At 47.5% G+C, this 24,380-nt stretch carries 21 protein-coding genes; 5 read left to right on the top strand and 16 right to left on the bottom strand.

Going from position 1 to position 24,380, the window contains the following annotated elements; genetic code table 11:
• Positions 1-27 precede the first annotated feature (27 nt).
• The 12 genes from hsdR to M1D91_RS02685 form a co-directional block, all read right to left on the bottom strand.
• Entirely contained in the window at positions 28-3,540 is a 3,513-nt protein-coding gene (gene hsdR, locus M1D91_RS02740) for a type I restriction-modification system endonuclease (RefSeq protein WP_437432371.1), read from the bottom strand.
• 236 nt (positions 3,541-3,776) lie between these two features.
• Positions 3,777-5,042 carry a tyrosine-type recombinase/integrase gene (locus M1D91_RS02735; protein ID WP_437432370.1) on the bottom strand — a complete coding sequence of 422 codons (1,266 nt, stop codon included), beginning with the start codon at positions 5,040-5,042 and terminating at the stop codon, positions 3,777-3,779.
• Between the two features lie 329 nt (positions 5,043-5,371).
• Entirely contained in the window at positions 5,372-6,169 is a 798-nt protein-coding gene (locus M1D91_RS02730) for a helix-turn-helix transcriptional regulator (protein ID WP_437432369.1), read from the bottom strand.
• 119 nt (positions 6,170-6,288) lie between these two features.
• Entirely contained in the window at positions 6,289-6,564 is a 276-nt protein-coding gene (locus M1D91_RS02725) for a type II toxin-antitoxin system RelE/ParE family toxin (protein WP_045411006.1), read from the bottom strand.
• A 3-nt stretch (positions 6,565-6,567) separates the two neighbouring features.
• Positions 6,568-6,816, bottom strand: coding sequence for a CopG family ribbon-helix-helix protein (locus M1D91_RS02720; protein WP_000535212.1), 249 nt, complete (start codon positions 6,814-6,816; stop codon positions 6,568-6,570).
• Between the two features lie 76 nt (positions 6,817-6,892).
• Positions 6,893-7,726, bottom strand: a complete 834-nt coding sequence (locus M1D91_RS02715) for a DUF4942 domain-containing protein (protein WP_437432368.1) — start codon at positions 7,724-7,726, stop codon at positions 6,893-6,895.
• 115 nt (positions 7,727-7,841) lie between these two features.
• Entirely contained in the window at positions 7,842-8,183 is a 342-nt protein-coding gene (locus tag M1D91_RS02710; protein ID WP_045411008.1) for a TA system toxin CbtA family protein, read from the bottom strand.
• A 24-nt stretch (positions 8,184-8,207) separates the two neighbouring features.
• A complete protein-coding gene (locus tag M1D91_RS02705) occupies positions 8,208-8,534 on the bottom strand; it encodes a type IV toxin-antitoxin system YeeU family antitoxin (protein ID WP_437432367.1) in 327 nt (108 codons plus the stop codon).
• 13 nt (positions 8,535-8,547) lie between these two features.
• Positions 8,548-9,027: a RadC family protein gene (gene radC, locus M1D91_RS02700; protein ID WP_437432366.1), complete on the bottom strand. Its 480-nt coding sequence runs from the start codon at positions 9,025-9,027 to the stop codon at positions 8,548-8,550.
• A gap of 44 nt (positions 9,028-9,071) precedes the next feature.
• Positions 9,072-9,278 carry a hypothetical protein gene (locus tag M1D91_RS02695; RefSeq protein ID WP_437432365.1) on the bottom strand — a complete coding sequence of 69 codons (207 nt, stop codon included), beginning with the start codon at positions 9,276-9,278 and terminating at the stop codon, positions 9,072-9,074.
• Between the two features lie 10 nt (positions 9,279-9,288).
• Positions 9,289-9,735 carry an antirestriction protein gene (locus tag M1D91_RS02690; protein WP_437432364.1) on the bottom strand — a complete coding sequence of 149 codons (447 nt, stop codon included), beginning with the start codon at positions 9,733-9,735 and terminating at the stop codon, positions 9,289-9,291.
• Between the two features lie 211 nt (positions 9,736-9,946).
• Positions 9,947-10,636, bottom strand: coding sequence for a hypothetical protein (locus tag M1D91_RS02685; protein ID WP_437432363.1), 690 nt, complete (start codon positions 10,634-10,636; stop codon positions 9,947-9,949).
• A gap of 319 nt (positions 10,637-10,955) precedes the next feature.
• Here M1D91_RS02685 and M1D91_RS02680 point away from each other — a divergent pair, with 319 nt between their 5' ends.
• Positions 10,956-11,309 (top strand): hypothetical protein, encoded by a 354-nt coding sequence (locus M1D91_RS02680; RefSeq protein ID WP_437432362.1) that lies wholly within the window; start codon positions 10,956-10,958, stop codon positions 11,307-11,309.
• Positions 11,310-11,345: 36 nt separating this feature from the next.
• Here the strand turns inward: M1D91_RS02680 and M1D91_RS02675 are convergent, their stop codons facing one another.
• The 4 genes from M1D91_RS02675 to M1D91_RS02660 all read right to left on the bottom strand — a co-directional run bounded on the left by M1D91_RS02675 (position 11,346) and on the right by M1D91_RS02660 (position 16,373).
• Positions 11,346-12,236, bottom strand: a complete 891-nt coding sequence (locus tag M1D91_RS02675) for a GTPase family protein (RefSeq protein WP_437432361.1) — start codon at positions 12,234-12,236, stop codon at positions 11,346-11,348.
• A 255-nt stretch (positions 12,237-12,491) separates the two neighbouring features.
• Entirely contained in the window at positions 12,492-13,745 is a 1,254-nt protein-coding gene (locus tag M1D91_RS02670) for a hypothetical protein (protein ID WP_437432360.1), read from the bottom strand.
• A 524-nt stretch (positions 13,746-14,269) separates the two neighbouring features.
• Positions 14,270-15,877, bottom strand: coding sequence for a YfjI family protein (locus M1D91_RS02665; protein WP_437432359.1), 1,608 nt, complete (start codon positions 15,875-15,877; stop codon positions 14,270-14,272).
• Positions 15,878-16,079: 202 nt separating this feature from the next.
• Positions 16,080-16,373 (bottom strand): helix-turn-helix transcriptional regulator, encoded by a 294-nt coding sequence (locus M1D91_RS02660; RefSeq protein ID WP_437432358.1) that lies wholly within the window; start codon positions 16,371-16,373, stop codon positions 16,080-16,082.
• A gap of 180 nt (positions 16,374-16,553) precedes the next feature.
• Between M1D91_RS02660 and M1D91_RS02655 the strand changes: the two genes are divergently transcribed.
• The 4 genes from M1D91_RS02655 (at position 16,554) to M1D91_RS02640 (ending at position 24,068) form a co-directional block, all read left to right on the top strand.
• Complete coding sequence (locus M1D91_RS02655; protein WP_437432357.1) at positions 16,554-17,483, top strand: hypothetical protein; 930 nt, start codon at positions 16,554-16,556, stop codon at positions 17,481-17,483.
• Positions 17,484-17,760: 277 nt separating this feature from the next.
• Positions 17,761-21,174 (top strand): DEAD/DEAH box helicase family protein, encoded by a 3,414-nt coding sequence (locus M1D91_RS02650; RefSeq protein ID WP_437432356.1) that lies wholly within the window; start codon positions 17,761-17,763, stop codon positions 21,172-21,174.
• A gap of 63 nt (positions 21,175-21,237) precedes the next feature.
• On the top strand, positions 21,238-22,872 hold the full coding sequence (locus M1D91_RS02645; protein WP_437432355.1) for a type I restriction-modification system subunit M: 1,635 nt from the start codon (positions 21,238-21,240) through the stop codon (positions 22,870-22,872).
• Positions 22,869-24,068 (top strand): restriction endonuclease subunit S, encoded by a 1,200-nt coding sequence (locus M1D91_RS02640; protein ID WP_437432354.1) that lies wholly within the window; start codon positions 22,869-22,871, stop codon positions 24,066-24,068. The genes M1D91_RS02645 and M1D91_RS02640 overlap by 4 nt, the downstream gene beginning before the upstream one ends.
• Positions 24,069-24,380 lie beyond the last annotated feature (312 nt).

Here is a 24,380-nt window from a genome sequence, read left to right as displayed (position 1 = left end):
GAAGAAATTGCCTGGGATGATAACGCGTCAGGCGAGCTCATCCCAGATGTAAGCGCTGAACTTATCCAGCACGCTATCGAGGTTGTCGTCAAAGGCGCGCTGTAACATGGGCTTACCGCCGCGACGGTGGAAATTGCCGGTTTTGAAGACGTCGTCGTCGAGCACCACTTTCTCTTTGAGCGCCTGCGCTAAACGGTCGAGCCAGCTTAGCTGTTCATCGCTCCAGTCGTTCTCGCCCTTGATACGTGCCAGCGCGTGATCGACACGCTCGTCGAACGGTTTGAGCGCATCGCCCACCGCCGCACGACGGATGTGGCCGATCAGCCGGGCGGCGATATCCTGATTGCGCGTTGCTTTCCATGCGCTGCGCAGGGAGGACTCTTCAAAATGCTGGCGGTCAAACCACTCCTGCAATTCCACCAGCCCTTTACGGGTGAGGTCGCGCGGACGATTGATCACCGCCTGCAGCGCAGGCTGGGCGTTAGGAGCGTGCTGCACCAGCGCATCGAACGCTTCCAGGAAATCCTGCGGCGTGTCGTAATCACCGTACAGCGATTTAACGCTCACCACCTCATCGTCAATATCGAGGAAAATAGGGGCCTCGCGCAGGGCGTTGATATCGGTTTTCAGCCTTTCGAGGCGCGCGATAAAGCCGGGAAGCTTATTGAAAATCTCGGCGCTCCAGTGCGGTCCTTTTTCCCGCAGGCGTGAGGCCAGACCGCCAAAGTTGACGCCCGCGGCATCCAGGCACAGCTCGTCCAGACGGCGAACCTGCTTATCCACCGCTTCGCTGCGATCGCGGTTATAAATGGCGAGGCCGATGATTCTCTGCAACTTAGCGACCAACTGTTCATGGCTGTGCTCGGCAAAACTGCGGCCATCCGCTTCAATGGTTTTGTAGGTTTCTGAGTCGGTAATTTCATTGACCAGCGTTTGCAGTTCCACCTGTGGACGCACAACCACCGGGCGCATGGTATCGACGCTTTCCAGCGAGCTGTAGATATCAACACAGTCGAAAATCTTAAAGCTTGTTTTCCCCACCGACGGGCACAGACGCGTGGCACGGCCCTTCATCTGCTCGTAGAGAATGCGGCTTTTGACTTTGCGCAGGAACACAATATTACAGATTGACGGGATATCCACGCCGGTGGTCAACAGATCGACGGTAACCACAATATTGGGTAGCCGCTCTTTGTTGAAGCGGACGATCATGCTTTGCACTTTCTTCGCGTCTTTATCGGCATCACCGGTGATCTTGATAATGGCGTCGTGTTCAAGCTGCGGATACTTTTTCTTAAACGCGGTGCGCAGCTCGTCAACCACCATGTCGGCATGGGCGTTGGTGACGCAGAACACCAGCGTTTTTTGCTGTCCGGTGGGATCCAGGTATTTGGTGAGCTCACCGCATACCGCACGGTTAAACGCCGGGATCACCAGGCCGCGGTTAAAATCGGCAACCTCAAAATCCTGATCGTCAGCCAGCGTATCGTTGATCAGCTCGCCTTGCGGGTTCAGGCGCTCCACCTGTTCGCCCTCGGAAAGATAGACCCCATCCTGCGCGTTACGTGTGACAATCTGAATGGGGGGATCCTGGTCGATCAAGTAGCCGTCGATCACCGCCGTTCGGTAGGTGTAGCGGTAAACCGGCTCGCCGAAAATATCTACCGTGTGCAGCGCTGGCGTGGCGGTCAGCGCAATTTTTACCGCATCGAAATGATCGAGAATGCGGCGGTAGGCGGAAACATAATCCAGCTGGCTTCGGAACTGCAGCTCGCCTTCGGTCTGCTCTTTATCAAGAATGTAGCCGCGATGTGCTTCATCGACGACAATACAATCGTAACGGCCGACCGGCATCGGTTCATCTGATTGCAGCGTGCGTTTAACCAGCGACTGAACCGTGGCGACGTGAATTTTGGTGCTGTCTTCCGGGAATTTATCGGTCAATCCTTTGATATCGAAAATGCTGTTAAAAGTGTCGCCGTTAATCCGTGTATCTTCAAACGATCCCAGCGCCTGCTCGCCGAGCGAGCGACGATCAACCAGGAACAAGACGCGTTTGAAACGCTGCGACTGGATCAGGCGGAACATCAGGGCGATGGCGGTACGGGTTTTACCGGTACCGGTCGCCATTGCCAGCAGGATCTCTTGTTGGCCGTTAACAATGGCCTTCTCTACCGCGCGAACGGCATCCTCCTGGTAATAACGCAGACCCAGTTCGCTCATTCCGGGGTTATCGGCAAACCACTGATTCTGTTTTTGCGGGTCGCTGCCCAGCATATCCAGCAGCTCTTCCGGGCGATGCCATTCCGGCAGCGCTTTCGACATATTGGTGGTGTGGCGGACGTCGCGATACCAGATACCGCTTTTGGTCTTCATTGCCGCGCGGTATTCACGCCCGTTGGTGGAGTAGCAAAAGGGGATTTTAAAACGCTGTGTGCCGCTGGTGTCCTGCCAGCTAATTTCGTAAGCAGGTACCGCTTCATGTACTTCATCAGGAGAGTAGTGTTCTAACAACGTGTCGCGTAAGAACGCGTTATCGAAGTATTTACTGTAGCGATACGATTCGTTGAGTTTGCCGGGAACATCGATATTTTTACGTTTTGCTTCGACCACTGCGATAGGCTTAAGGCCCACGAACAGAACATAATCCGCAAAACCTTGCTTCCCGGTTTCATCTTTGCCAGTTGGCCATTCGGCAATGGCTTTATTTACACCCGGTTCTGGACGCTCACCTTTGGAGAAACGTAACGTTTTACTATCGGCCTGCCAGCCCGCTTTACGCAGTTGGGCATCAATCAGGAAGCGGCTTTCTTCCTCGCTGAGATTCAGTGTGCGCTTGATAGCCTGGTCGATAATCTCTTTATGATATGCCTTGCGTTCCTGTTCGGTTTGTTTTGCTAACTCGGCGTTTTTGGCGGCGAGTTGCGCTTCCAGTGCGGCCACGCGTGCTTTGGTTTGTGCTTCGGTTTCCTGCTGTTTGCCTTCGAGAACGGCAATGTAGCCGTTGAGTGCAATTAATCGTTGCTGCTGAGCTTCCAGTTCTGCCTGGCTTTGTACTTTTTCCTGTGTCTGCTGTTCCAGTTGCTGTTTGAGGGTGAGAACTTCGGCGTGGTAGCGATCCTCACCGTGCTCAGGCAGCACAAAAACCGGCACAGGAAAGTCGTAATCTTTGGTTACCAACCGGTAATACCAGACGGCAAGACGGAAACCCAGGCGCAGGCACATCTGGGCATCATCCAAATCATTATGGTATTCGTGGACGGCCTGGTTACCAATTCGGCGCAATTTATGGAATACAGAAAGGATGTTGTCATCAACAAAGGAAATTTTGCCCAGTTCACGCAGAAGATCGTGTTGATTCTCACAGAGGGGGATATCCAGCAGCAGGCCAAGGTGTTTAGCCGTCGCTTCGCCAAACATACGCATTTTCACCAGTGCGGTGTTGGGATCATCCGGGTAATTATTTTCCGCCGCACAGGCGATGGCATAGGTGAAATCGTTGACGCCCTTCAGGAACTCAAAATTGGATTTAGTCATCATTAGGTTTTAATCCATCGCTGTGCGAGCCTATCCATATATTTAAGGCTCATAACTCTTTATCTTAGCTTTCCACATCTTCCCGGGCAATGACCAACGTCACAGCAACTGACTAATTCTTAAGGGTTCGTCTATTTTGTAGTGTTGAACTAAACACAAAAAGTCCCAAACACTTCAACCACGTCAGCTGACCATATCGAGCGCACACTTTTAAATTATAAAATCGATAAATAATTAAATCATTTCAACACATTACCATTATTTCCAAAATCAAACGGACTAACCCCCTTCTCCCGATTCGCATCCAGATAATCCGCCCACCACTGCAGCATCAGTCTCCTCTCTCCCAGATGTTCCGCCTTATGGATGTAAGCTGCCCGTACAGAACTACGCTCTTGGTGACTCATCTGCCGCTCCACTGCATCCCTCGACCACAATCCTGATTCAATAAGTGAACTACACGCCATCGTCCTGAAACCATGTCCACAAACTTCAGTTTTCGTGTCATAGCCCATCACCCGTAAAGCCTTGTTCACCGTATTCTCACTCATCGGCTTACGCGGATCGTGATCGCCAACGAAGATCAGCTCTCGGTTTCCATTCATGCCTTTGATCTTTTCCAAAATAGCTAAGGCCTGACGCGACAAGGGAACAAGATGTGGCGTCCGCATCTTTGAACCACGCTGAGAATGTTTAACACCTTCCAGCGGTTCACGCTCACCTGGAATCGTCCACATAGCCGTTTCAAAATCGACTTCTGACCAGCGGGCAAAACGCAGCTCGCTTGAACGGATGAAAACCAATAACGTGAGTTCGACAGCCAGTCGGGTTAACGGTCTTCCAGAATAGTGATCGATACGGTGAAGCAATTCAGGTATACGATTGAGTTCCAGAGCAGCACGATGCTGTCTTTTCGCCGTAGCCACCGCACCGGCAATTTCTTGCGCAGGGTTGTAGTCGATTAAGCCGCTCTGAACGGCAAAGCGCATAATTGCGGTAGTACGCTGCTGTAAACGGGCAGCAACTTCAAGGCGCCCGGACGACTCGACTGCTTTGATGGGTACAAGTAGGTCTCGCGTTTTCAGTTCTGCAATGTTCCGCTTACCAATGGCAGCAAAGAGATTATCTTCGAGGCTTTTCAATACACGAGCACTATGCGATGCAGACCACTTTTGATTGCTGGCGTGCCAGTCTCTGGCTACCACTTCAAAAGTTATCACTTCTTGCTCCTGCTCTACCTTAACGGCTTTTTTGCTCTCACTGGGGTCGACACCATTAGCTAACTGCTTACGCGCATCGTCACGTCGTGCCCTTGCATCCGCCAGTGAGACTTCGGGGTATTTCCCCAGTGCCAGCATCTTCTCTTTGCCACCAAAGCGGTAACGTAGCCGCCAGTATTTTGAGCCATTCGGGTGAACCAGCAAAACCATACCGTCGCCGTCAGTAAGTTTATAGGCTTTTGCTTCAGGCTTAGCCGAACGAACCTTCACATCACTCAGAGCCATGATGAGTATCCTTTCAAGAGTTCTGTGTGGGTACAAACATTATCGAACCGGGATATACCCGCAGTTGTACCCGCATCAGTAAGTTGATGTAGATTGAATCAGGTTGACTTAGGTAGAGTGAAAAAGCGAGGAAAGCCTTGCGGATACTGGATTTCAGACACAAAAAAAGACGTCCGTTGACGTCTATTGATGTTCCGATGGTGCGAAGGCCGCACCGCGACTCTCTACGTAACCAACTGAAATAGCTTAAATTACAAAATAAGAGAACCGCTATGTATACTCACATGTATACTCATACGCAATTCTCTGAAAACTCAGCTAACTTAAAATCACTCCTCATCTTCTTCTACAGGCTCCAGCGCATCAAGTGGTACTCGCACCATCGCAATAGAACCAATACGGATAAAAGCATCTTCTCCATCTATGTCGGTTAACTGATATCGCTCTGTTGATTCCGGCTCTAACTCCAGAATGTCAAAAAATGCATTCAACTGACCGATATCGCCATCACTTTCGTCCTCAGACTCATCTGGCTCGCAACAAAGTTCAATAACTGGGCCACCATTCACCATGGTGATATGGACATTCCCATATCTTCCTTCATCTGCATCACCATCCTCGTCATCAGGGATAGGTGGAAACGCTTCAAACAAGAATTGGTGGAAAATCACCTCTCGCGCATTTAAGGCATAACGATGCTGTTCAGAGTCGAAAACAAAGAAATGCTCATAACCAGGCACTGCTCTTTCCTGAAAGTGTGAGTAAAAACGACGCTTATCAGCCGGGGAAATAGGTAACAGCAAATAATCTTGCTGCCCTCGTAACCAGAGTTTCACCATCCAAATGCAGCCATCCATTTCAATACCACTAGCAGCGATGCTTTCCAGATCATCATCACTACGGCTACTTTGATTACGCACTTTTTGCAATAAAGTATCGTTACCAGGAAAAACTGCATTCAATGGTTTCTTTAAGACAGCGCTTATCGCCTGCGCCAGTCCTAACTTGGCCGCAACTTTCCCTGTCTCTATACGTTGGATCTGTTGTTGGCTGGTACCAACCATATCTGCCAATTCACGCTGAGTGATTGATAGTTGAGTACGAAGTTCTTTGATTTTGTTTTGCATGATGCCCTCCTCACTTACCAAGAAGTAATGGATATCATTAAAACACAAAAAAGAGTAAAAAACACAAAAATGAGTTTTTAAACGAGTGGGCTGTACTCGCTAATGTGAAGAGCAACTTTTCAACGTTCTTCTCTGGTATGCCAGAGATCCACGATATAAATGTTATTGTCACGAAGTTCGTAGTGAACCTCATAGTCATCAAATAACACTTTTCGGACTTCCCGAGGTTCATACCGAGTCTGCTGTACGCCAATAGCCGGATGCGCTGTAAGACCAGCACAGCCAGTAATCAGGCGATCCAAAACGTCATCGGCGTGCTGGCGGCTGTACTGAAGGGCAAAACGGTAGATACGTTCCAGGTCATCCTGAGCTTTAAGCGTCCAGTAAATTTCCATTTATCAGGATTTCTTTAAACGATTAGCAAAATCCACCATGTCCGAGTGGCTCACCACGCGACCGGCATCCACATCCGCAAGACCGGCCTGGATGCTCTGGTGACGCCGTTCTCTTTCGGCCAGCATACTGGTCAACGCTTCCTTAATAATCCAGCTCTTAGAACGATCTAACTCAATTGCCAGATTCTCTACAGCAGCGGCCAATTCAATAGGTATCTGTGCGCTGATGGTTTGTTTAGTAAGCGAACCCATAGGGATTACCTCTTTTAATAACACTTAATAACTCCTATTAAGATTAGCATAGAGGTGCCTATAAAAACATCACATCTTATTTCGCAGGCAACATCCCCGGATAGTGTTTCGCCACAATATCATTCATCTTCTCCACCAGATCCAGACGCTTGAACGTGATATGCCCGCTGCCCTTCTGGAAGTAGCGAATAAAGAATAAATCATCCTCAAAGACCTGCTGATGCGGGTTATCACGCACAAAGTCCATAAACCGGATAGAGACATCATGCCGGTTGTCGGGAATAGTCTTCCCGTCAAGCAGATACAGCATCCGCTCCAGATCGGCGAGCTGATCGCGCCGCCAGCCCCAATTCAGGCTGTAGCCCCATTTGTCGTGCTTTACCAGGCCGTTAACGATGATCCGCTTACCAAAATAGCAGGGATTATTGGTTTTATAGTCCCAGCTTAGCCCTTTGAACACGTTGATAATTCCACGTTCAAAAACATCCTGCTTGTTATGGTGCAACTGTTCAAAGGTACTCAGGATATTGGCTTCGCTAATGGCCGGAAGATCGCCCTCCTCCAGATTCTTCGCCCACTGGCTACGGGCTTCGGCATCCATCAACGTTAACATCCCGGACTTCAGCATCAGATCGCGCCAGATGCTACGGTCGATATTGCGGGTGATGACAGGCATCGCTTTATCTACAGGTTGCACCAGCCAGCAGTCGAAAGCATGGCCCTGCCGCATCGCCCAATGACTCGCTACGTCGCCACCAATCCCGGAAGTGAGTCGGGAAACGTCATCAAGCTGACGAATTAGCGCCTCAATCTGTTTCAAGGCAGCATCACGTCCGGTGACGATACGCTCAATGCTGGTTGAGCAAATTAGCTCATTATGGTCAGTTAAGACTTCAGCTTCTGTTTGCATGTTTTTTTGTCCGTATAAAAGCAAACACGCCTGCCGGGAGTGGCAGGCGCATTATGCAATGAGTTAATAAGGAAATAAGATTGGTGATGTAATTCGGGAAGACGGCTCGCAAGATTCAGCGTATCGAAGGATGAGGGCTTTGCCGCAACAGGCCGGTTACCTGCCGCGCCCGCAAAATATCCACTGCACCCAGATAAGGGGACTGCTCCTGACAGTTAAACCCTCTGCGATCGATACGAACCAGTTCGTACTTTTCCACCAGAAAATTAACGGCATCAACCAGTGTGATGCCTGCGTTGATATGTTCCTGAATAGCGGTTTCATCGCTGAACGGCGTGTCATTCAGGGTGAGGCCATAATGCTGCTCCAGCAGACGGGTAAGTAGCATCTGCCAGACAGCCACGGGCGACGGGCACGACTTCGCCGCCCGCTGAGTTGTTGCAGGTATGGTTTTCATTTTGTTCTCGCGAATGAAAAAGATTTAACGTTGAGTGGGATAAATAACGATGTAGACGTAACCACAACTGCCGAGAGTATCGGCTTCACAGGTGAAAGCGTTGTGGTAGAGAGTGACGCTGTGCGCATGACGGGGATTAAGTTCGCCAGTGCTCAGCATCAGTTCCATCTGGCGGATAAAATGCGGGAATGCTTCTTCCAGCTTCTGACATTCGGCATCAACAAATTTACCGGTGATATTGGCCCGGTCAGCCAGGTAATGCAGTCGGTTGCCTTCCTGTACCAGCCTTGCGCCAAAATTTGGTGTGAAACTTCGCTGTAACCCCCAATGTTTTGCATCAGTCAGTGGCATCTTTTGCCCTCCTTCATAACCAGCCTCGTTCGGCAAATGAAACCACTGTCATGCCTCCGACGATACAGTGATCCAGCACCCGGACGTCTACCAGCGTAAGAGCCTTTACCAGTCTGGCGGTAATCTGCCTGTCGGCCTGGCTGGGCTCAGCTTCACCGGAGGGATGGTTGTGAGCAAAAAGCACGGCGGCGGCATTATGGTGCAGGGCTGATTTCACCACTTCGCGGGGATGCACTTCCGTACTGTTGATGGTGCCGGTAAACAGGGTTTCGTGAGTAATTAACTGATTTTGCTGGTTAAGGTACAGCACCAGAAACACTTCGCGCTTCAGCCCGGTCATTTTCAGGCGCAGCCAGTCCCGGACAACCGAGGTAGACGTGAATGCCACACCAGGCTCACGCAGATGGTGCTCAAGAAGGGATAACGCACGTTTTACCGTTCGCTGCGCGGTTAAAGGTAACGCGCTGTCTGTCGAATAAGAGGATATAACCATAATGTTCTCTCTGGTCATTCAGGATAGTAAAAAGGAGTGGGGTTTTACTGCGGTTTGCCATACAGTTTATGGGCCACGGAAAAGGCCGGGGCCATGGCTTCGAACCACATCCAGACCGTGGTAAGGTGCGTTCCGGCAGGAAAATGCAAAAAAGGTTCGCTGATAACAATATCTTCATCCTCCTCTGTGACCGGAATGCGTTTCAGCGATTCCCACAGGGTGTCTGATAGCGACAGTTCGGTTGTATTCATACCGGCCCCCTCAGTCGATGATGTGCATGATGGCGGAGCATTCCTGATGGCGCAGGGCATACTCACGCAGGCGATAATAATGCGTGGTCATGGCATCACACCCGGTACGAGAGGCGTGATGGCTGTACTCAATCAGGCAGACGGTAATTCCGGCGGCCTCTGCACTCATTTGCGCATCATTGCCATTCATGCTGTTAAAGAGTTGCCATTGTGCATCGCGGTCAGTGTACGGAGCCATAAAAGCCCCACCGTTGCTGAGTGTGTAAAAATTCCAGATACCGCCGCTGTAATCCGCACAGAAACGGTCCATCCAGGCAAAGATACGTGGCTCCAGTAATATCCACTGTGGAATGGAGCCAAAGTGCAGCGGCCAGAAACCGGGGCGCTGTTCATCTGCGACAGGCACGGCGAAAATAGTGTCTGACGATAAGGTGGCGTCAGTAATTGCAGTAGTCATGATTAATCACTCCGAAAATAAAAAAGCCAGCCGGTCAGGGCTGGCGTGATGATGAGTCGTTAAATCAGGGTGTTAAAACACGGTGAGCCAGTCATTTATGCCTGCTCTTGTGGTAGGTGATGCAATGAGTGAGGCGGCATAAAAGCAAAAAGGCCATGCTTCCCGATGGAGGCACGGCCTTTATGACTGAGTCAGAAATGATACCAGGGGGTTATTGCCCCATGTACTCCACCTTTGCACCGGTGGCGTTACCATCAGACCCTACAGTAACAACGATTTTATCGTAGGTGCGGTAAGCGGCATTGTAGACTTCATATACCACCGTATTTCCCTTCACTTCATAGCTGCCAAAATCAGCGGCGTCTGCCGTTTCACGGTCATATTCTTTCGTGTACGCCTGTCTGGCCGCTTTCATTACCGAACCTTTGTTGACTTTCAGCGGCTTGTTCCCGGTGGCTTCTGCTGATACGCCTGCAAGGGCGCTGACATATTTCGGGCAAACCTGGAGCATATCGCCACGGGTAAATTTCATTTGTGTGCCGAAGGCCTGTACGCTGGAAATATCCTGACCGGCAATTGATTCAATGGCTTTCCGGGCTGCGGCGGGTGCCTGCTCACCTTCAATTTCAACAGCTTTATAGCCTGTTTTTTGGTTACACATCTGTGAGGTGGGGATCAGATTCCCGTTAATACTGATACGGCTTCCCATCAGTTCCTGCTGACCGTTGGGGCAACCCTGCAACAGGCCGAAGATGCCGATGGTATCTTTTTTCAGCATAACCAGCGCCTGACCGTCTTCCGTCATGGTCTGGCACCATCCATTTTTCACCATCCAGTTGCCTGCCTGCGCAGAAACAGAGGCGGCGGAGAGTAAAAGAGCAATTATTGTTCTGGTTTTCATAAATCACCTGTGGATTGGCAGCAGTGGTCAGGAGAGAACCACTGCATAAGTTATTAATCAGTCGACATCTGTCAAAGGAGCAAGAAAACGGTGCTAAACGAACCAGAATATCCTTACTTCTTGATAGGTTAAGACGATCAATTCATGGATATCGAAAGCTATTATTGATAGATAATAACGATCAATTTATCATTATTGATCGTTTATACAGATCGATATATTCTTTTCTGACACACAATGCCCCTGAAAAGTGCAATGTTTGACCATAAGGCGCGTACCGGGGGAAATTCATAGATTCCAGGAAAGAGAGGAACAACGGATGTCAGGAACAGTACAGATTGAGTCGTTTAATGCAGAATTTCTAACCAGAGAGGAACTGAATGACCTGATTTTTTACCGGAAAAGTTTTGATATCACGAATGTTACTGACATCAGTGAAACCGTCAAAAGAGTGGAGTATGCGATAGAACATCAGCAGAAGAAGTTAACCTGCCGTGTATACACCGAATACAGAAGCACTGCGGTGGCAGGCTCCCTGTGGTCACCAACCGCACTTCTGGGAGCGGTGAGCGCCGCCGCAATCGGTGTCCATAATCTGGCGACATGGAACCCGGACTATGAAATTGGTAAGAATTACGTTAAAAGAACCATATCTGTAAGGTATAAAAAGTAACGGGTTTATGTCTGTCCGTGGCTGAGTCTGTCCGGTTCAGCCAAAAATCCTTTCCCATAATTCAGACGCAAGCTGTATCAGCTTTTTCCGTAGCCTCCTCAGCAACAAGCTCCAGCCAGAAGGCAGACGCTCAGAAGTGATCACCGTATCAAAAGCCGAACCGGCTATCTCACCAAAACGCTGACGTACAGCGACATCACTCTCCTCCGTATGATTTTCTGGCTTTAACTGACAATAAAATGCGCTACTGGCCTGTACGGGTAACGCATGTATCATCAGTTCCACCAGAGCATGCAGGTTGTAGCCGGTATGTGCTGAAACAGCCATCACCGGGAAAGAGGACGGCAACTGACCAGCAATCTGCGAACTGATAACCGCAAGTGAAAGGCACTGCTCCGTTGAAGGAACAACCTGTCCGGCAAGTTCTGGCAACGGAGGAATCCGGTCTGCCTGGCTGACAACAAACAGGAAACGGGAAGCATCCGCGCCATAAGCAAGCAGTGACCGGTGCGTGACGATATCGACCGCACGCGCACGATCATCAGCACGCAGGACCCAGATAATCAAATCCAGCTCCGTCAGCAAGTTCTGATACAACGCCGAATATTCTGCATCGTATTCCGGTGTCTCGCCAACTCCAGGCAAATCTACCAGTGTCATGCAGCGCTCGCCCACGGTGAGCACTATCCGCTGAGGTTCACGGGTACAGCCCAGCAAATCGCTGGTCAGACATACCGGTTGTTGAAACAGGGCGTTGCAAAGCGAACTCTTACCCGCACCGCTTTTGCCCATAATACCAATCACGGGCTCGTAGTGAATTGCCTGTTGCAGACGGGAAATAATACGTTCGGTCGTTTGTTGGGGTAAGAAATTAAGGCAAGTACGCAGGATATCACTGGTATCCTGCGATTCGGGGGTTTGAGGCATGTTTACTCCTGTGAAAAGCAAAGTCGGAAGATGAGTAACCGACTGTTCACATGAGTAATATAGCCGTGAGATTTTCTGGGATATGGTTTACAGGTTAATCTGAGAAAAATAAGGCATTGTAATAAAATCGAATAGTTTTCAGTCAATGCTGTCAGGCAGGAAATAATTTTTTAGCGAGGGGTATTACAGAAAGCAGGAGAAAGCTAAAAAAAGACCACATCACGGTACAGGTGATGTGGTCTGATTGTTTAGTGGTTAAAAAGGCAAATCACCTCCTATCAGATGCCATAATTCGATAGAGTTATCTTTGTCTTGGGGAGATATATAGAAAAACGTGCTGGTGGACCTTCTGACTCCCCTTGAATACTGGTAACAGATTACCAGATCCTTGACTGGGCTCACCGAGACTATCTCCTGTGAATAGAATTTATTGTAGAAAGCCACCACAGCCTCTTTACTTTCAATTTCCACGCTAAAATATCGACGTAGATATTTACGCAATAGAAGATACATCAGCCCTGCACATCGCTTGTGTGGACGGGATATCCGCGAGGTAAAACCGAAATACTTGTTAAACACGCGACATAAAAGTGCCATAAAACGATCTGGATCACCGGATAGAACTGCATGAAAACCGATGACAGCCAACAACTCAAGATATAAAGGATAATACGGATATAACTGCCGGATCTGCGCAAGACATTCTGTGATCTTCCGGTATCCCAGACGCCAAAGTTCTTCATGCAGTAAGGTAAATAGGGGGAGCAATTGATCAATCCCGCTGAAATCTATCTCTCTTACGGCATTCCCATGAAAACGCTTAACAGGGGTTATTTTAGCCAAGGAATTATTGACGGCAACTGAGCCGAAGCGTTCAACTAATCCTTCATAAAGGCTTCCACTGAATGGAATATATTCACCTGTTGATTTAATACCATCGAAACCATGTCCCTGAAAAGGTAGTATATCTCTGTTTCTGCGGTTTAATAATTCAGGAGCTATAATCAAATTACCTGCTATGTTTGCACCTCCTTTTCCATTTGGATACATATGACATATTTCAATACACAGCAATGCTACAAGCTTCAGTTTTCCCTGGTACCCCTCGTAAGCAGGAATGGCATAGCTTCGCTGATGACGGGCTTTTATCTGATATAGCTGGTGAAAATCCACCACATCCCCCGGTCCAGTAATAGAGCCTAATGAGAGTGGATTTCGTTTAATCGTTTCATCAATATGCTGCGAGTATGATGAACTCAGAATACTGACAACGCTATCAGAAGGGATTTTACGTGAACCTTTCTGGCGGCATCCAGTACTGCAATACTTTTCATTTCTTGTCTCTGCCAAAGAACAACCGCAATACTGGCAGATGCTTAATAATTTCTTCTCCTTATTTTGTTGATTAAACATAAACTTCTGATAATGCTCTTCACAAAGACCTACATTACCAGAAGCTGTACGTCTGAGTATATCCTTTTTACAGTTACCCCGATCACATTGTGTCATGATAGTATTCTTAATGATAATTAATAGATAGAATAGTTAATTATTAATAAATGATAGTAATAAGATAATGTAAGATGGGTTAAATGAGACAGAAGCCACCTAGAGACTATCTCATTAAAATTTTAAATATTCATTCATTATAAATTTTATATTTCCTCCCCTGATAGGTATATTTAATGAAGCCCTTCAGTTGCTACTAATGTACTCAAAGTGATAACAGAGTGACTATGAAGGGCGAGTTTTACTGATGAACAAATGCGTTCCACGTGACTAATTATTCGGTTTTGAAGGTTTTACCTTTTAGGTCATGCCGCCCCCAAAATAGCTTTACAACTCAATTTTCAACCAAAAATAAAAATGCAGACATAACCATTGCCGTGATCCTGCGAAAATTCGCAAGAATCAGGGCTTGTGAAGTCATAGTAATTGCATTTTGATGAAAAAACACTCAGCCGCCTTATGTGGATACCGAGACACACAGTGAATAAATAATCACATCGAGTATCCGGTAATGGGCACCGACTTCACCAAGAGAAAGTCAGATTAGGTAAGTTCAGTGCCACCCTTTCAGATAAATCGCTGGGCTCAAGGTATCTGCATCCCTGAGGGAATAAGTCTCGCTGCATGTCGGGATTCTGAAAAAAACCGAGTGAATTAGGCAGAATGATATAAACAGGTCCTCCTGTGTAATTCTGAATCAAATAAATTCTTTTTTGCCATGCCAGTTGTGCCAGGATGGGTTCCAGTTTGCTGGCTAACCGGAGATTATTATCCTTATGCGTGGGTCCCAGACGCATAATTTCGGACTTTGCGATTATCGCTCTTCCCTCTATCGTCATTCTGTTGTGGATCCAGTGGTATACTTCCAGCACATCTTTTTCAAAAAGGAAAAGACGTGAATTTCTATAAAACACTCTTCCAGCCTGTTGCATATACCAGTCAATGACCCTATGTGCACATTCCATTACTGAAAGCGATATTTCATTTTCTGGCTGCTCATCAAAGTGGTGAAGCATTGCAGCCAGTCGTATCGCGTTAGAGCCCGATTTAAGAGCAATATCCTTAATATGTTCCCATGGTCCTCCCTCGCTTATTTTTTGCTTCATTTCGGCGCGTTTTTCGCCCATAAATGCAATGGCCTGAGGTGACAGGATTAATTGCTGCTTATCAGTGATGCCATCATAAAAACGTTGCTTTGCCCGTTCCAATAGCTCCAGGACTCTGTTTTCAAATTCGTCAAGAGCGCGGTTCATATGACTAGAATCGCCATCCTGATATTGACATTCACCCTCGACTTTGACTGACAGAAAGCGGGCAAGGAAACCGCTCCCTCTCCCTGTTGTCTGATTTCTGGTGATATATTCATCAAAAATATCGGGCTGAACCATCAGGCAAAACATCAGGCGAAGATTGATTTCACAATCCACGCCGTCGCGTTGATATGAGTATGGAGCACCGTCCCACCCGAGGTTAAATATACCCGGATCGTTTTTAGCCCTAGATTTAAAAAATGTAACGGCTTCTTCAGAGAAAATACCCGCATCAGGATTATCTCCGAGGCTTTTGATAAGCTCACCGTTAGATATATCCTGATATAAGAATTTAAACCTGACAGGTTTCTGCGGTTTATTTTTCAGATGCTCCTCCATAGCCCCTTCTGCATCTTCACGACCATAATTGCGGGACGTCGCCTGCCGTAGGTTTCGGGCCAGGGCCTTTTTATTTTCCTCCCACAGGCTTGTATCGGCCTGAAATTGGTTCAATAGATTTTTATATTCTTCATTCACCTCTGATGAAAAATCATGAAAGACCTGCATAACAGCTCTCAACACCGTAGACTTTCCGCTACCGGACCCGGCAATAACCAGAAAATTGAGCACGGCGGGCTCAGGGATCTTTGTATGTACAGGTATCACTTCAACCAGCGGGAGGCAGGCAAGAGAAGCAGCAGCCAGAAATGAACTGGCAGCAATCTCTACAGAGACTCCTTTATTTACACTAGTAGCGATGATTGCATTACTGATTTTTTTGGGAAGAGACCTTATTGGAAATGATAGTGTTTCAGAGGCGTTAACAGACATATTTCGTTGTTCAGGAGTTTCCCCCTGATAATTCTGCAGGGGCAGATTCATGATAATGTTCCCTTATTGTTAAAGAGCATAAGCCATATACCAGCTGATGAACAGCAGGTATAGCTGTTCCCCTCACGGGGTTAATGTGATAAATATGCTGGTACAGATAACTTATTTTTCAATTACAGGCGTGCGTATTTTCTCGTACTTTAGATAATCCCATTAATACAAATCGTTTCAGTAAGCGATATTGCAGTCCAGATTACTTGCGATTTGTGTCCCGCTCATTTAACCATGCTTCATAGTCACTTTTTCTCCAGCGACTTGAGCGACCAATTTTCAGCGGTCGGGGAAACATACCTCTGGAAATAAGTGAATAGTAATGCTTGTCACTAAGGCCACTGTGAGCGGTGATGTCTTTCATGCTGAGCAGGATGTCATCGCCCATTGCAAAGTGGATCCGTTTTTCAACGTCTGGTAGGGGTGGTCGTCCAGTCTCTATGTTGTTATGCCAGCTTGCATAAACCGGATAATCGGTTCGTGGCGGGTTGATCATCGTTGGTTCCTCCTTAAGTTGATAGCCGGAGAATTCCCCGGAGTGCTATTGACTTTAAGAGCAAGATATAAAGGTAAAAATACGTGTGCAGAAAATATTTTCTTGAGATAGCGCACAACACCTGACACTTTTTCGTTTATGATAGAAAAATCATAATGTTGGCAAGGATACCCATGAGGCATGGTACGAAAAAGAAACAATAACTTTGAAGGTAAATTTGGTAAAACGCCTACTGATTACTATCTAGAACACTTTAATAAGCCCACACCGCCTGTTCCAGGTAGTTTCCTGAATGATCACTGGCTCAGTTTTTCCTCGTCAGAACAACGTCTGGTAAGTTATCTGAATGACTCGTATCCCGACTGGATACATCACATTACATTGAGGAAAAACTCGGTAAAGGAACGACACCCGTCAACTATTCTTCAAAACTACGTTGTCAGCACACAGTGCAATTTTGATACTTTTATGCGCTTCCTTCTTGAAGACTTAAGTGAGGAAGATGAAATTGAAACTGGACTTAGCGACCTGAAAAAACTTAACGACCAAGAATCTGTAGAAGACCCAGATTTTACTTCACTGCATGTCAAAGGCTTGCGCAAGGGACTTGATACGGTAAATGAGTTACTGAATACCAATGGAATGGACAGGTTTGAAGCAGCTTCTTACTTTTTTACTCTGGCCTTTCATTACCTGAGTGAAATGGGCCGCGAAGCCGAGAAGTCGAATGCAATGTTTGAAGCCTTCGAACAGCTGGGAGAGTTTCGGGGATGGTGCAGCAACGTGCAGGCCCTTGAGTCAGCGTTAAAAAAACACGAGGATGCAAAAAAAGCTGCAAATGTAAAGGCTGAGAAGAGTTTTGGTGCTCACAAAAAAGAAGTTACTCGCATCCTGAAAGAGGAAATACTGCCAGAACCAAACTCTAAACTGAAAACAGCTACTGCATTACACAATGAACTGGGTGGGAGGCTTGATGAATTCATCATAGCTAACAATTTGAATGAATCAGCTAACTCAGCAAGCATGATAAAAGGGTGGGCGCGTGAGGGGGATTTTAAAGAACTTTTCGATAAAGCTCTATCTGCGTGCAAAAGACAACACAATAATTAAAACCCATAGATAAATTCATGTAATCCAATAACAGGCTTTCCGAAGTATCGCCAGTTGCGGGAGAACGGACAGCCCGTTACCGTCTTCAGGGTTCTTCTGAGCCCAAAGTATAAAAAATCATGCTATTGACTGTAATTAATAAATGCTTGATCTCTTTACAGTTGTTACGGCAGTCAATTCATAGCCCCCATATGCCATCCGGCTCACTTCGTCAGCCAAAATAGTGTGATATTCTTTCCAGAATTCCTGTTGTATCCACGACATAAGGCGATGATTGATGGAGCAGTCTCTCAATTTTGAAATGTTGCGTAGCCAGTGGCCGGAACTGGCGGAACTCGCGTGTATGGCGGAACGCTATGTTCACTCCGATCCTGAAAGCTGTCTGGTTAAGCTGCGTAACTACACCGAATTGATAGTGCGCTGGTTGTATCGTCAGGAGCGGTTGCCGGAAGGCATCAAGGCTAATCTGTACGATTTAATGAACGCCGATGTGTTTACCAGCATGATGCCGGAAGCCATCATCATGAAAATGGATGCGCTACGTATCCACGGCAACCGTGCCGCGCACGGTGGTCGTATCAAAGCTAAAGATACCTACTGGCTGCTCAAAGAAGCGTATTTGTTGGGAATTTGGCTATATGTCCGCTACGCCCACGGTAATGTTGATAACTGCCCCAAATTTACTCTTCCTCCATTAACGCAATCTTCAGGTCGTGCAGATGATAAACGTCTGGAAGATGCAATCAGGGCTCAAGATGAAAGCCGTGAGCGAGAACTGGCGTTACAACGCGCACTACAGCAAGAGCAGGAAAAGGCCGAACACCTCACCCAGCGCCTGAATGAAGCCAGAGCGCGTAACCAGCATGTTGCCGATATCCTCTCTATTGATGAAGCGGAAACCCGCCGCCGCCTGATTGACTCCCGCTTGCTTGCTGCTGACTGGAATGTAGGGGAAGAGCTAAAAGATACCGATCAGGTTACGCAGGAACACCCTGTTAAAGAACAGCCTACCGCAACCGGTGACGGTTATGCGGATTATGTCTTGTGGGATGAGGCACATAAACCGCTGGCGGTGGTGGAAGCCAAAAAAACCAGCGTCAATGCCGAGCAGGGGCGAATTCAGGCCCGGCTGTATGCCGACTGGCTAGAGAAGGAATATGGTCAGCGTCCGGTCATCTTCTACACCAACGGCTACGATATCTGGCTGTGGGACGACCATAAAACTCATGGCTATCCGCCGCGTCGGGTATTTGGCTTCTACAGCAAGGAAAGCCTGCAATATCTTATTCAGCAGCGTGAAACCCGTCTGCCGCTCAACAGCGTGCCGCACGTTAAGGATAATGAAGGCAAAGCAGTTGCCGGACGTCTATATCAGCTTGAAACCATTGCCCGCGTCAGCGAACGTTTCACCAACAAGTATCGCCAGTCGTTGATTGTTCAGGCTACCGGTACAGGTAAAACCCGCGTGGCTATTGCACTGAGCAAACTGATGATTGATGCCCGCTGGGTAAAACGCGTCTTGTTTCTTTGTGACCGCAAAGAGCTACGTAAACAGGCGGCGAATGCCTTTAATCAATTCACCAATGAGCCGCTGTATGTGGTCGGGAAATCGAAGAAAGCAGACAGGCAGAATGCCAGGATCTACATCGCCACCTATCCCGGCATGATGAAAATCATGGACCATTTTGATGTTGGTTATTTCGATTTGATTATCGCCGATGAATCCCACCGCTCTATCTACAACGTCTACGGCGACCTGTTTAAGTATTTTGATGCCCTCCAGATTGGCCTGACGGCCACGCCGATCGACATGGTGAGTAAAACCACTTTCGGCCTGTTTGGTTGTGAAGGACGTATCCCTACCGCCAACTACAGCCTGGAAGATGCCATCGCCGATAACAATCTGGTTCCCTATGAAGTTGTTACGCACACCACGGAATTCCTGCGCGAAGGTATCAAACGGGAGAAGTTAAGCGACGCACAAATCCGCGAACTGGAAGAACAGGGTATCGATCCCAATACGCTGGAATTTGATGGCAAGGCGCTGGATGAGGCAATTTATAACAAAGATACCAACCGCTATATCTTGCGTAACCTGATGGAAAACGGCCTGAAAGATCAGGACGGCCAACTGCCAGGTAAAACCATCATTTTCGCCCGTAACCACAAACACGCGCTGCTATTGAATGCATTGTTCGACGACATGTACCCGCAGTTTGCTGGACGCTTCTGCCAGGTCATCGACAACTACGATCCCCGCGCCGAGCAACTGATTGACGATTTTAAAGGGCTGGATGAAAGCACCAACAAAGAGCTGACCATCGCTATCTCTGTTGACATGCTTGATACCGGTATTGATGTTCCGGAAATTGTAAATCTGGTCTTTGCCAAGCCGGTCAAATCAAAAGTGAAGTTCTGGCAGATGATTGGCCGTGGTACGCGCCTCTGTGCGGGGCTGTACGGCTACGATGACAACGGCAAACCGCTGGATAAGCAAAAATTCCGTATCTTCGATCACTGGGGCAATTTTGAGTATCACGAGTTGCATACCGAAGAGGCCGAAGTCACAGCGACAAAATCGCTGGCGCAAAAACGCTTCGAAGCGTGGGTTATGCTGGGGGCTGCTGCACAGCGTAAGTTCGACAAACAGGCGGTGGATTTAGTCGCTCACCAGCTCCGCGAACAGATCAACGCGCTGGATGAAAAGTCGATTGCCGTACAGGAGAAGTGGCAGCAAAAAGCGCAGTACAGCGATGAAAAAGTGCTGCGCCAGCTTTCCCCGAAAACACAGCAGGATCTGCTATCTGTCCTGGCCCCGCTGATGCAGTGGCTGGACGTTCGCGGGCAAAGCGATGCCATGCGCTTTGATATGGATATTCTGGCGGCGCAAACTGCCCGTTATACCAACCCGGAAGAGCTTGATGTGCTCTGGCCGGTCATCATCGAGAAAGTGGAACGTCTGCCGCCGCATCTGACTCAGGTGCAACAGCAAGGACAACGGATTAATCAACTTCGTGATTTAGGCTGGTGGAAGCAAGCCAGCCTGGAAGAACTGGAGGATATCCGCATTCATTTGCGCGGCATCATGCACCTGATGGAAAAAGACGCGACGCCGAAATTTGGTTCGATACAGGTGGATATTACCGAAGATGCGAACCTGATCCAGACGGAGACCCGCAAAACCAACATACGCTCGATTGATTTCAAACTCTATCGTCAGCAGGTTCAAGGAGCGTTGGAGCCCCTGTTTCAGCAAAATCCGGTACTGAAAAAAATCCGCAACGGCGAGCCGGTAACACAAGGCGAACTGGATGAGTTGGCAAAACTGGTACTGATCCAAAACCCCAACGTTGATATCCGAGCGCTAAAAGAGTTCTACCCGCAGGCAACCGCAAGCCTGGATAAACTTTTGCGTACCATTATCGGGATGGACAGCGACGCGGTGGAAGTGCGCTTTGCCCGGTTCGCCGCTGACAACAGCCTGACCAGCCAGCAACTGCGTTTCCTGTCATTGCTGAAAAACCACATCCGCGATTACGGCACCATTGAAATGCGACAGCTCTTTGAACAGCCGTTTACACACATCCACAACGAAGGTGTTACTGGTGTTTTCCCAGACATAGAGCAGATCGCCCGGTTGCAAAAGATAGTCGAAGAGTTGGGTGTTGTGACCGACGTAGCGACGGTATAATACGCATATGACAAGCCCCGGCTGCGGGGCTTTTATTTTTATAACAGGGTATAGACGTTAACAATGATCACCGGTGACTTAAAAAGTAAAATCGACGGGCTGTGGGAAGATTTCTGGGTGGGTGGTATCACAAACCCGCTGACCGTTATCGAACAGATCACCTACCTGATGTACTCCAGGATGCTGGATACCCAGGAACAACGGGACGAGAAGCGTAAGCAAATCGCGGGTATTGATTTTAAACCGCGCTTTGCGCCTGAGCAGCAGGAGTTTCGCTTCAGCCACTACAGCAACCTTGGCTCGGATGAAATGATGGACGTGGTGCGTGATGGCGTGTTCCAGCATTTCCGACAGCTCGGCCAGGCTGATGCATCAAAGGTGACACTGCTGGGCAACTTTATGAAAGATGCCCGTCTGGAGATCGTCAAACCGTCGCTGTTAACCAAAGCCGTAGAGGTGATTAAAAACCTGCCGCTGGATCGTGGCGACACCAAAGGCGATCTCTACGAATACCTGTTAAGCAAGCTGACCACCGCCGGAATCAACGGTCAGTTCCGTACGCCGCGCCACATTATCCGCACGATGGTTGAAATGATGGAGCCGAATCCAGCGCGTGGTGAGACGATTTGCGATCCGGCCTGTGGCACTGGTGGTTTTCTGGCGACCAGCTATGAGTACCTGCTGGAAAAATACAGCTCGCTGGAGTCCATCCATACAGAGATTGGCAGCAACGAACGCGGTGAGCTGGAAGAGCAAAAAATCTTTACTGGCGATCTGCTGACGCCGTGGCGTGACCATGTGGATAACAACATGTTCCACGGCTACGACTTTGACACTACTATGCTGCGTATCGCCGCTATGAACCTGATTATGCACGGCGTGGAAGAGCCGGATATCCACTATCAGGACACCATGAGTCAGAGTTTCAGCACCAACTTCCCACAGGCCAGCAAAAATGCTTTCAATCTGATATTGGCGAACCCACCGTTTACCGGTTCACTGGATGAGGAAGATATCGACGCCACGCTGTCGGCGATGGTGAAAACCAAGAAAACTGAGCTGCTGTTCCTGGCGCGCATCCTGCAAATGCTGAAAGTAGGCGGACGCAGTGCCACTATCGTGCCGCAGGGTGTACTGTTTGGCTCCAGTAAGGCGCACCAATCACTGCGTAAAACGCTGGTAGAAGATAACCAGCTGGAAGCGGTGATCAATCTGCCTTCCGGCGTATTTAAACCTTACGCTGGTGTGGCGACGGCGATCCTGATCTTTACCAAAGGTGGTCAGACGGACGAGGTCTGGTTCTACGATCTGCAAAATGATGGTTACAGCCTGGATGACAAGCGTAACCCGATAAAAGACAACGACCTGCCGCATCTGCTGGCAAGCTGGAAGCATTACCGTACTTTACGCGGGCTACCGGTTGATAACTTTATGGGTGAGAAATTAGCCTCATTGTTGAAACAACAGTCCCCGGAAGGGATTGATGCTGGCGTTGATTTTAAAGATCGCACTCAGGCGGTGTTTGTGGTGCCGAAGGAGGAACTTGCGGCGCAGAAATACGATCTCTCCATCAACCGTTATAAAGAAGTCGTGTATCAGACGGAGAAGTATGAAGATCCGAAGGTGATACTGAAGCGGTTGAAGGATCTGGAAAAAGAGATTCTGGCGGATTTGGATGAGCTGGAGGGGATGCTGTGAGCTGGCCAATGGTGAAGTTAGGGGATGTTTTATCAATCATTCGAGGAGTAACGTTTAAGCCAAATGATCAGGTTGAGCCATTGAGTGAAGGCTCAACCATTGTCATGAGAACAAAAAATGTTCAAAGGGGTGGGTTAGATATTTCGGATTTAATTGCCATTCCCGATAGTTTTATCAAGCGGGATGAGCAATATTTACGTTCTGAAGATATGCTTATTTCCAGTGCAAATAGTTGGGAGCTTGTTGGGAAAATTAGTTTTATTGAAAAATTACCGGCAAAATCTACTGCTGGTGGTTTTATATCAATCATTAGAGCAAAAAAAGAAAAAGTCATTCCAAAATATTTATACTTTTGGCTGACACTTGAACACACTCAAGTAATAATAAGAAATTGTGGGCAAAAAACGACTAATATATCGAACTTAAATCTTGAAAGATTTAAAGAATTGCTTATACCTCTACCATCTTTAAATGATCAGAGACGTATAGTTGCTATTTTTGATAAAGCAGCGAGCATACGCCAAAAACGCGAACAAGCCATCAAACTGGCTGATGATTTTTTGCGTGCTACGTTTTTAGCGATTTTTGGTGATCCTGTTGAAAACCCGAAGAGATGGGATGTGGCTTCTTTATTAGAATATGGTTCATTTAAAAATGGAATGAATTTTACGAAAGGTGAGTCAGGCTCTGTACTGAAGTGTCTGGGAGTTGGCAATTTCAAATCACTAGCAACGATTACCTGTATGGACAATATCGGTGAAATTGAATTAAATACGCTCCCTTCAGATGATTATCTTTTGAAAGATGGTGATATTGTCTTTGTCCGTTCTAATGGTAATAAAGCCTTGGTCGGAAGATGTCTTACTATTTATCCAAATAAAGAAAAAGTCACATTTAGTGGATTTTGCATTCGATACAGAATAGAAAATTCTGCAATCACGGCAGAATATCTTAACTTTCTCTTCCGTACACCTTCAATGAAACGGAAAATGTTAAGCGGAGGCCAAGGGGCGAATATTCAGAATATTAGCCAAGGTACCTTATCTGCACTCAGGATACCTGTACCTCCTTTAGAAAAACAACAGACATTTTCTAAAATCGTTAGTTTTCACTCTGAACTAATGAAAAAACTTAATATTAATATAGTTGAAACAAATGATATGTTTGGTTCAATTAGCCAAACATACTTCAATTAATCAGGGTGAGTATTAATAAAGATGAAAAAATGACCCACGAATACTGGTCTTGGCTATATTGGCAGTGATGTCTTTATAGCCTCATCTTTATATTTTCATGAGGGCTTTTCCCCGTCAGTGTCGTATCTATTAAAACAAACTCATCAAGCCTAGAAACCAGCGTGAAAATAATTCTATAACCATCATCAGATTAGCCCAATGCTTTCCCGCCATAGTTGAATGTCACATTGTAATGTAAGAACGCCAAGTCTGACTTAACCTGTTAACCATGTTGATATTAATACTATATTGACTATATGCCGTACAGGTGGT

This window comes from Enterobacter sp. SA197 (assembly GCF_054131575.1).
This window is presented reverse-complemented; position numbering and strand designations above follow the sequence as displayed.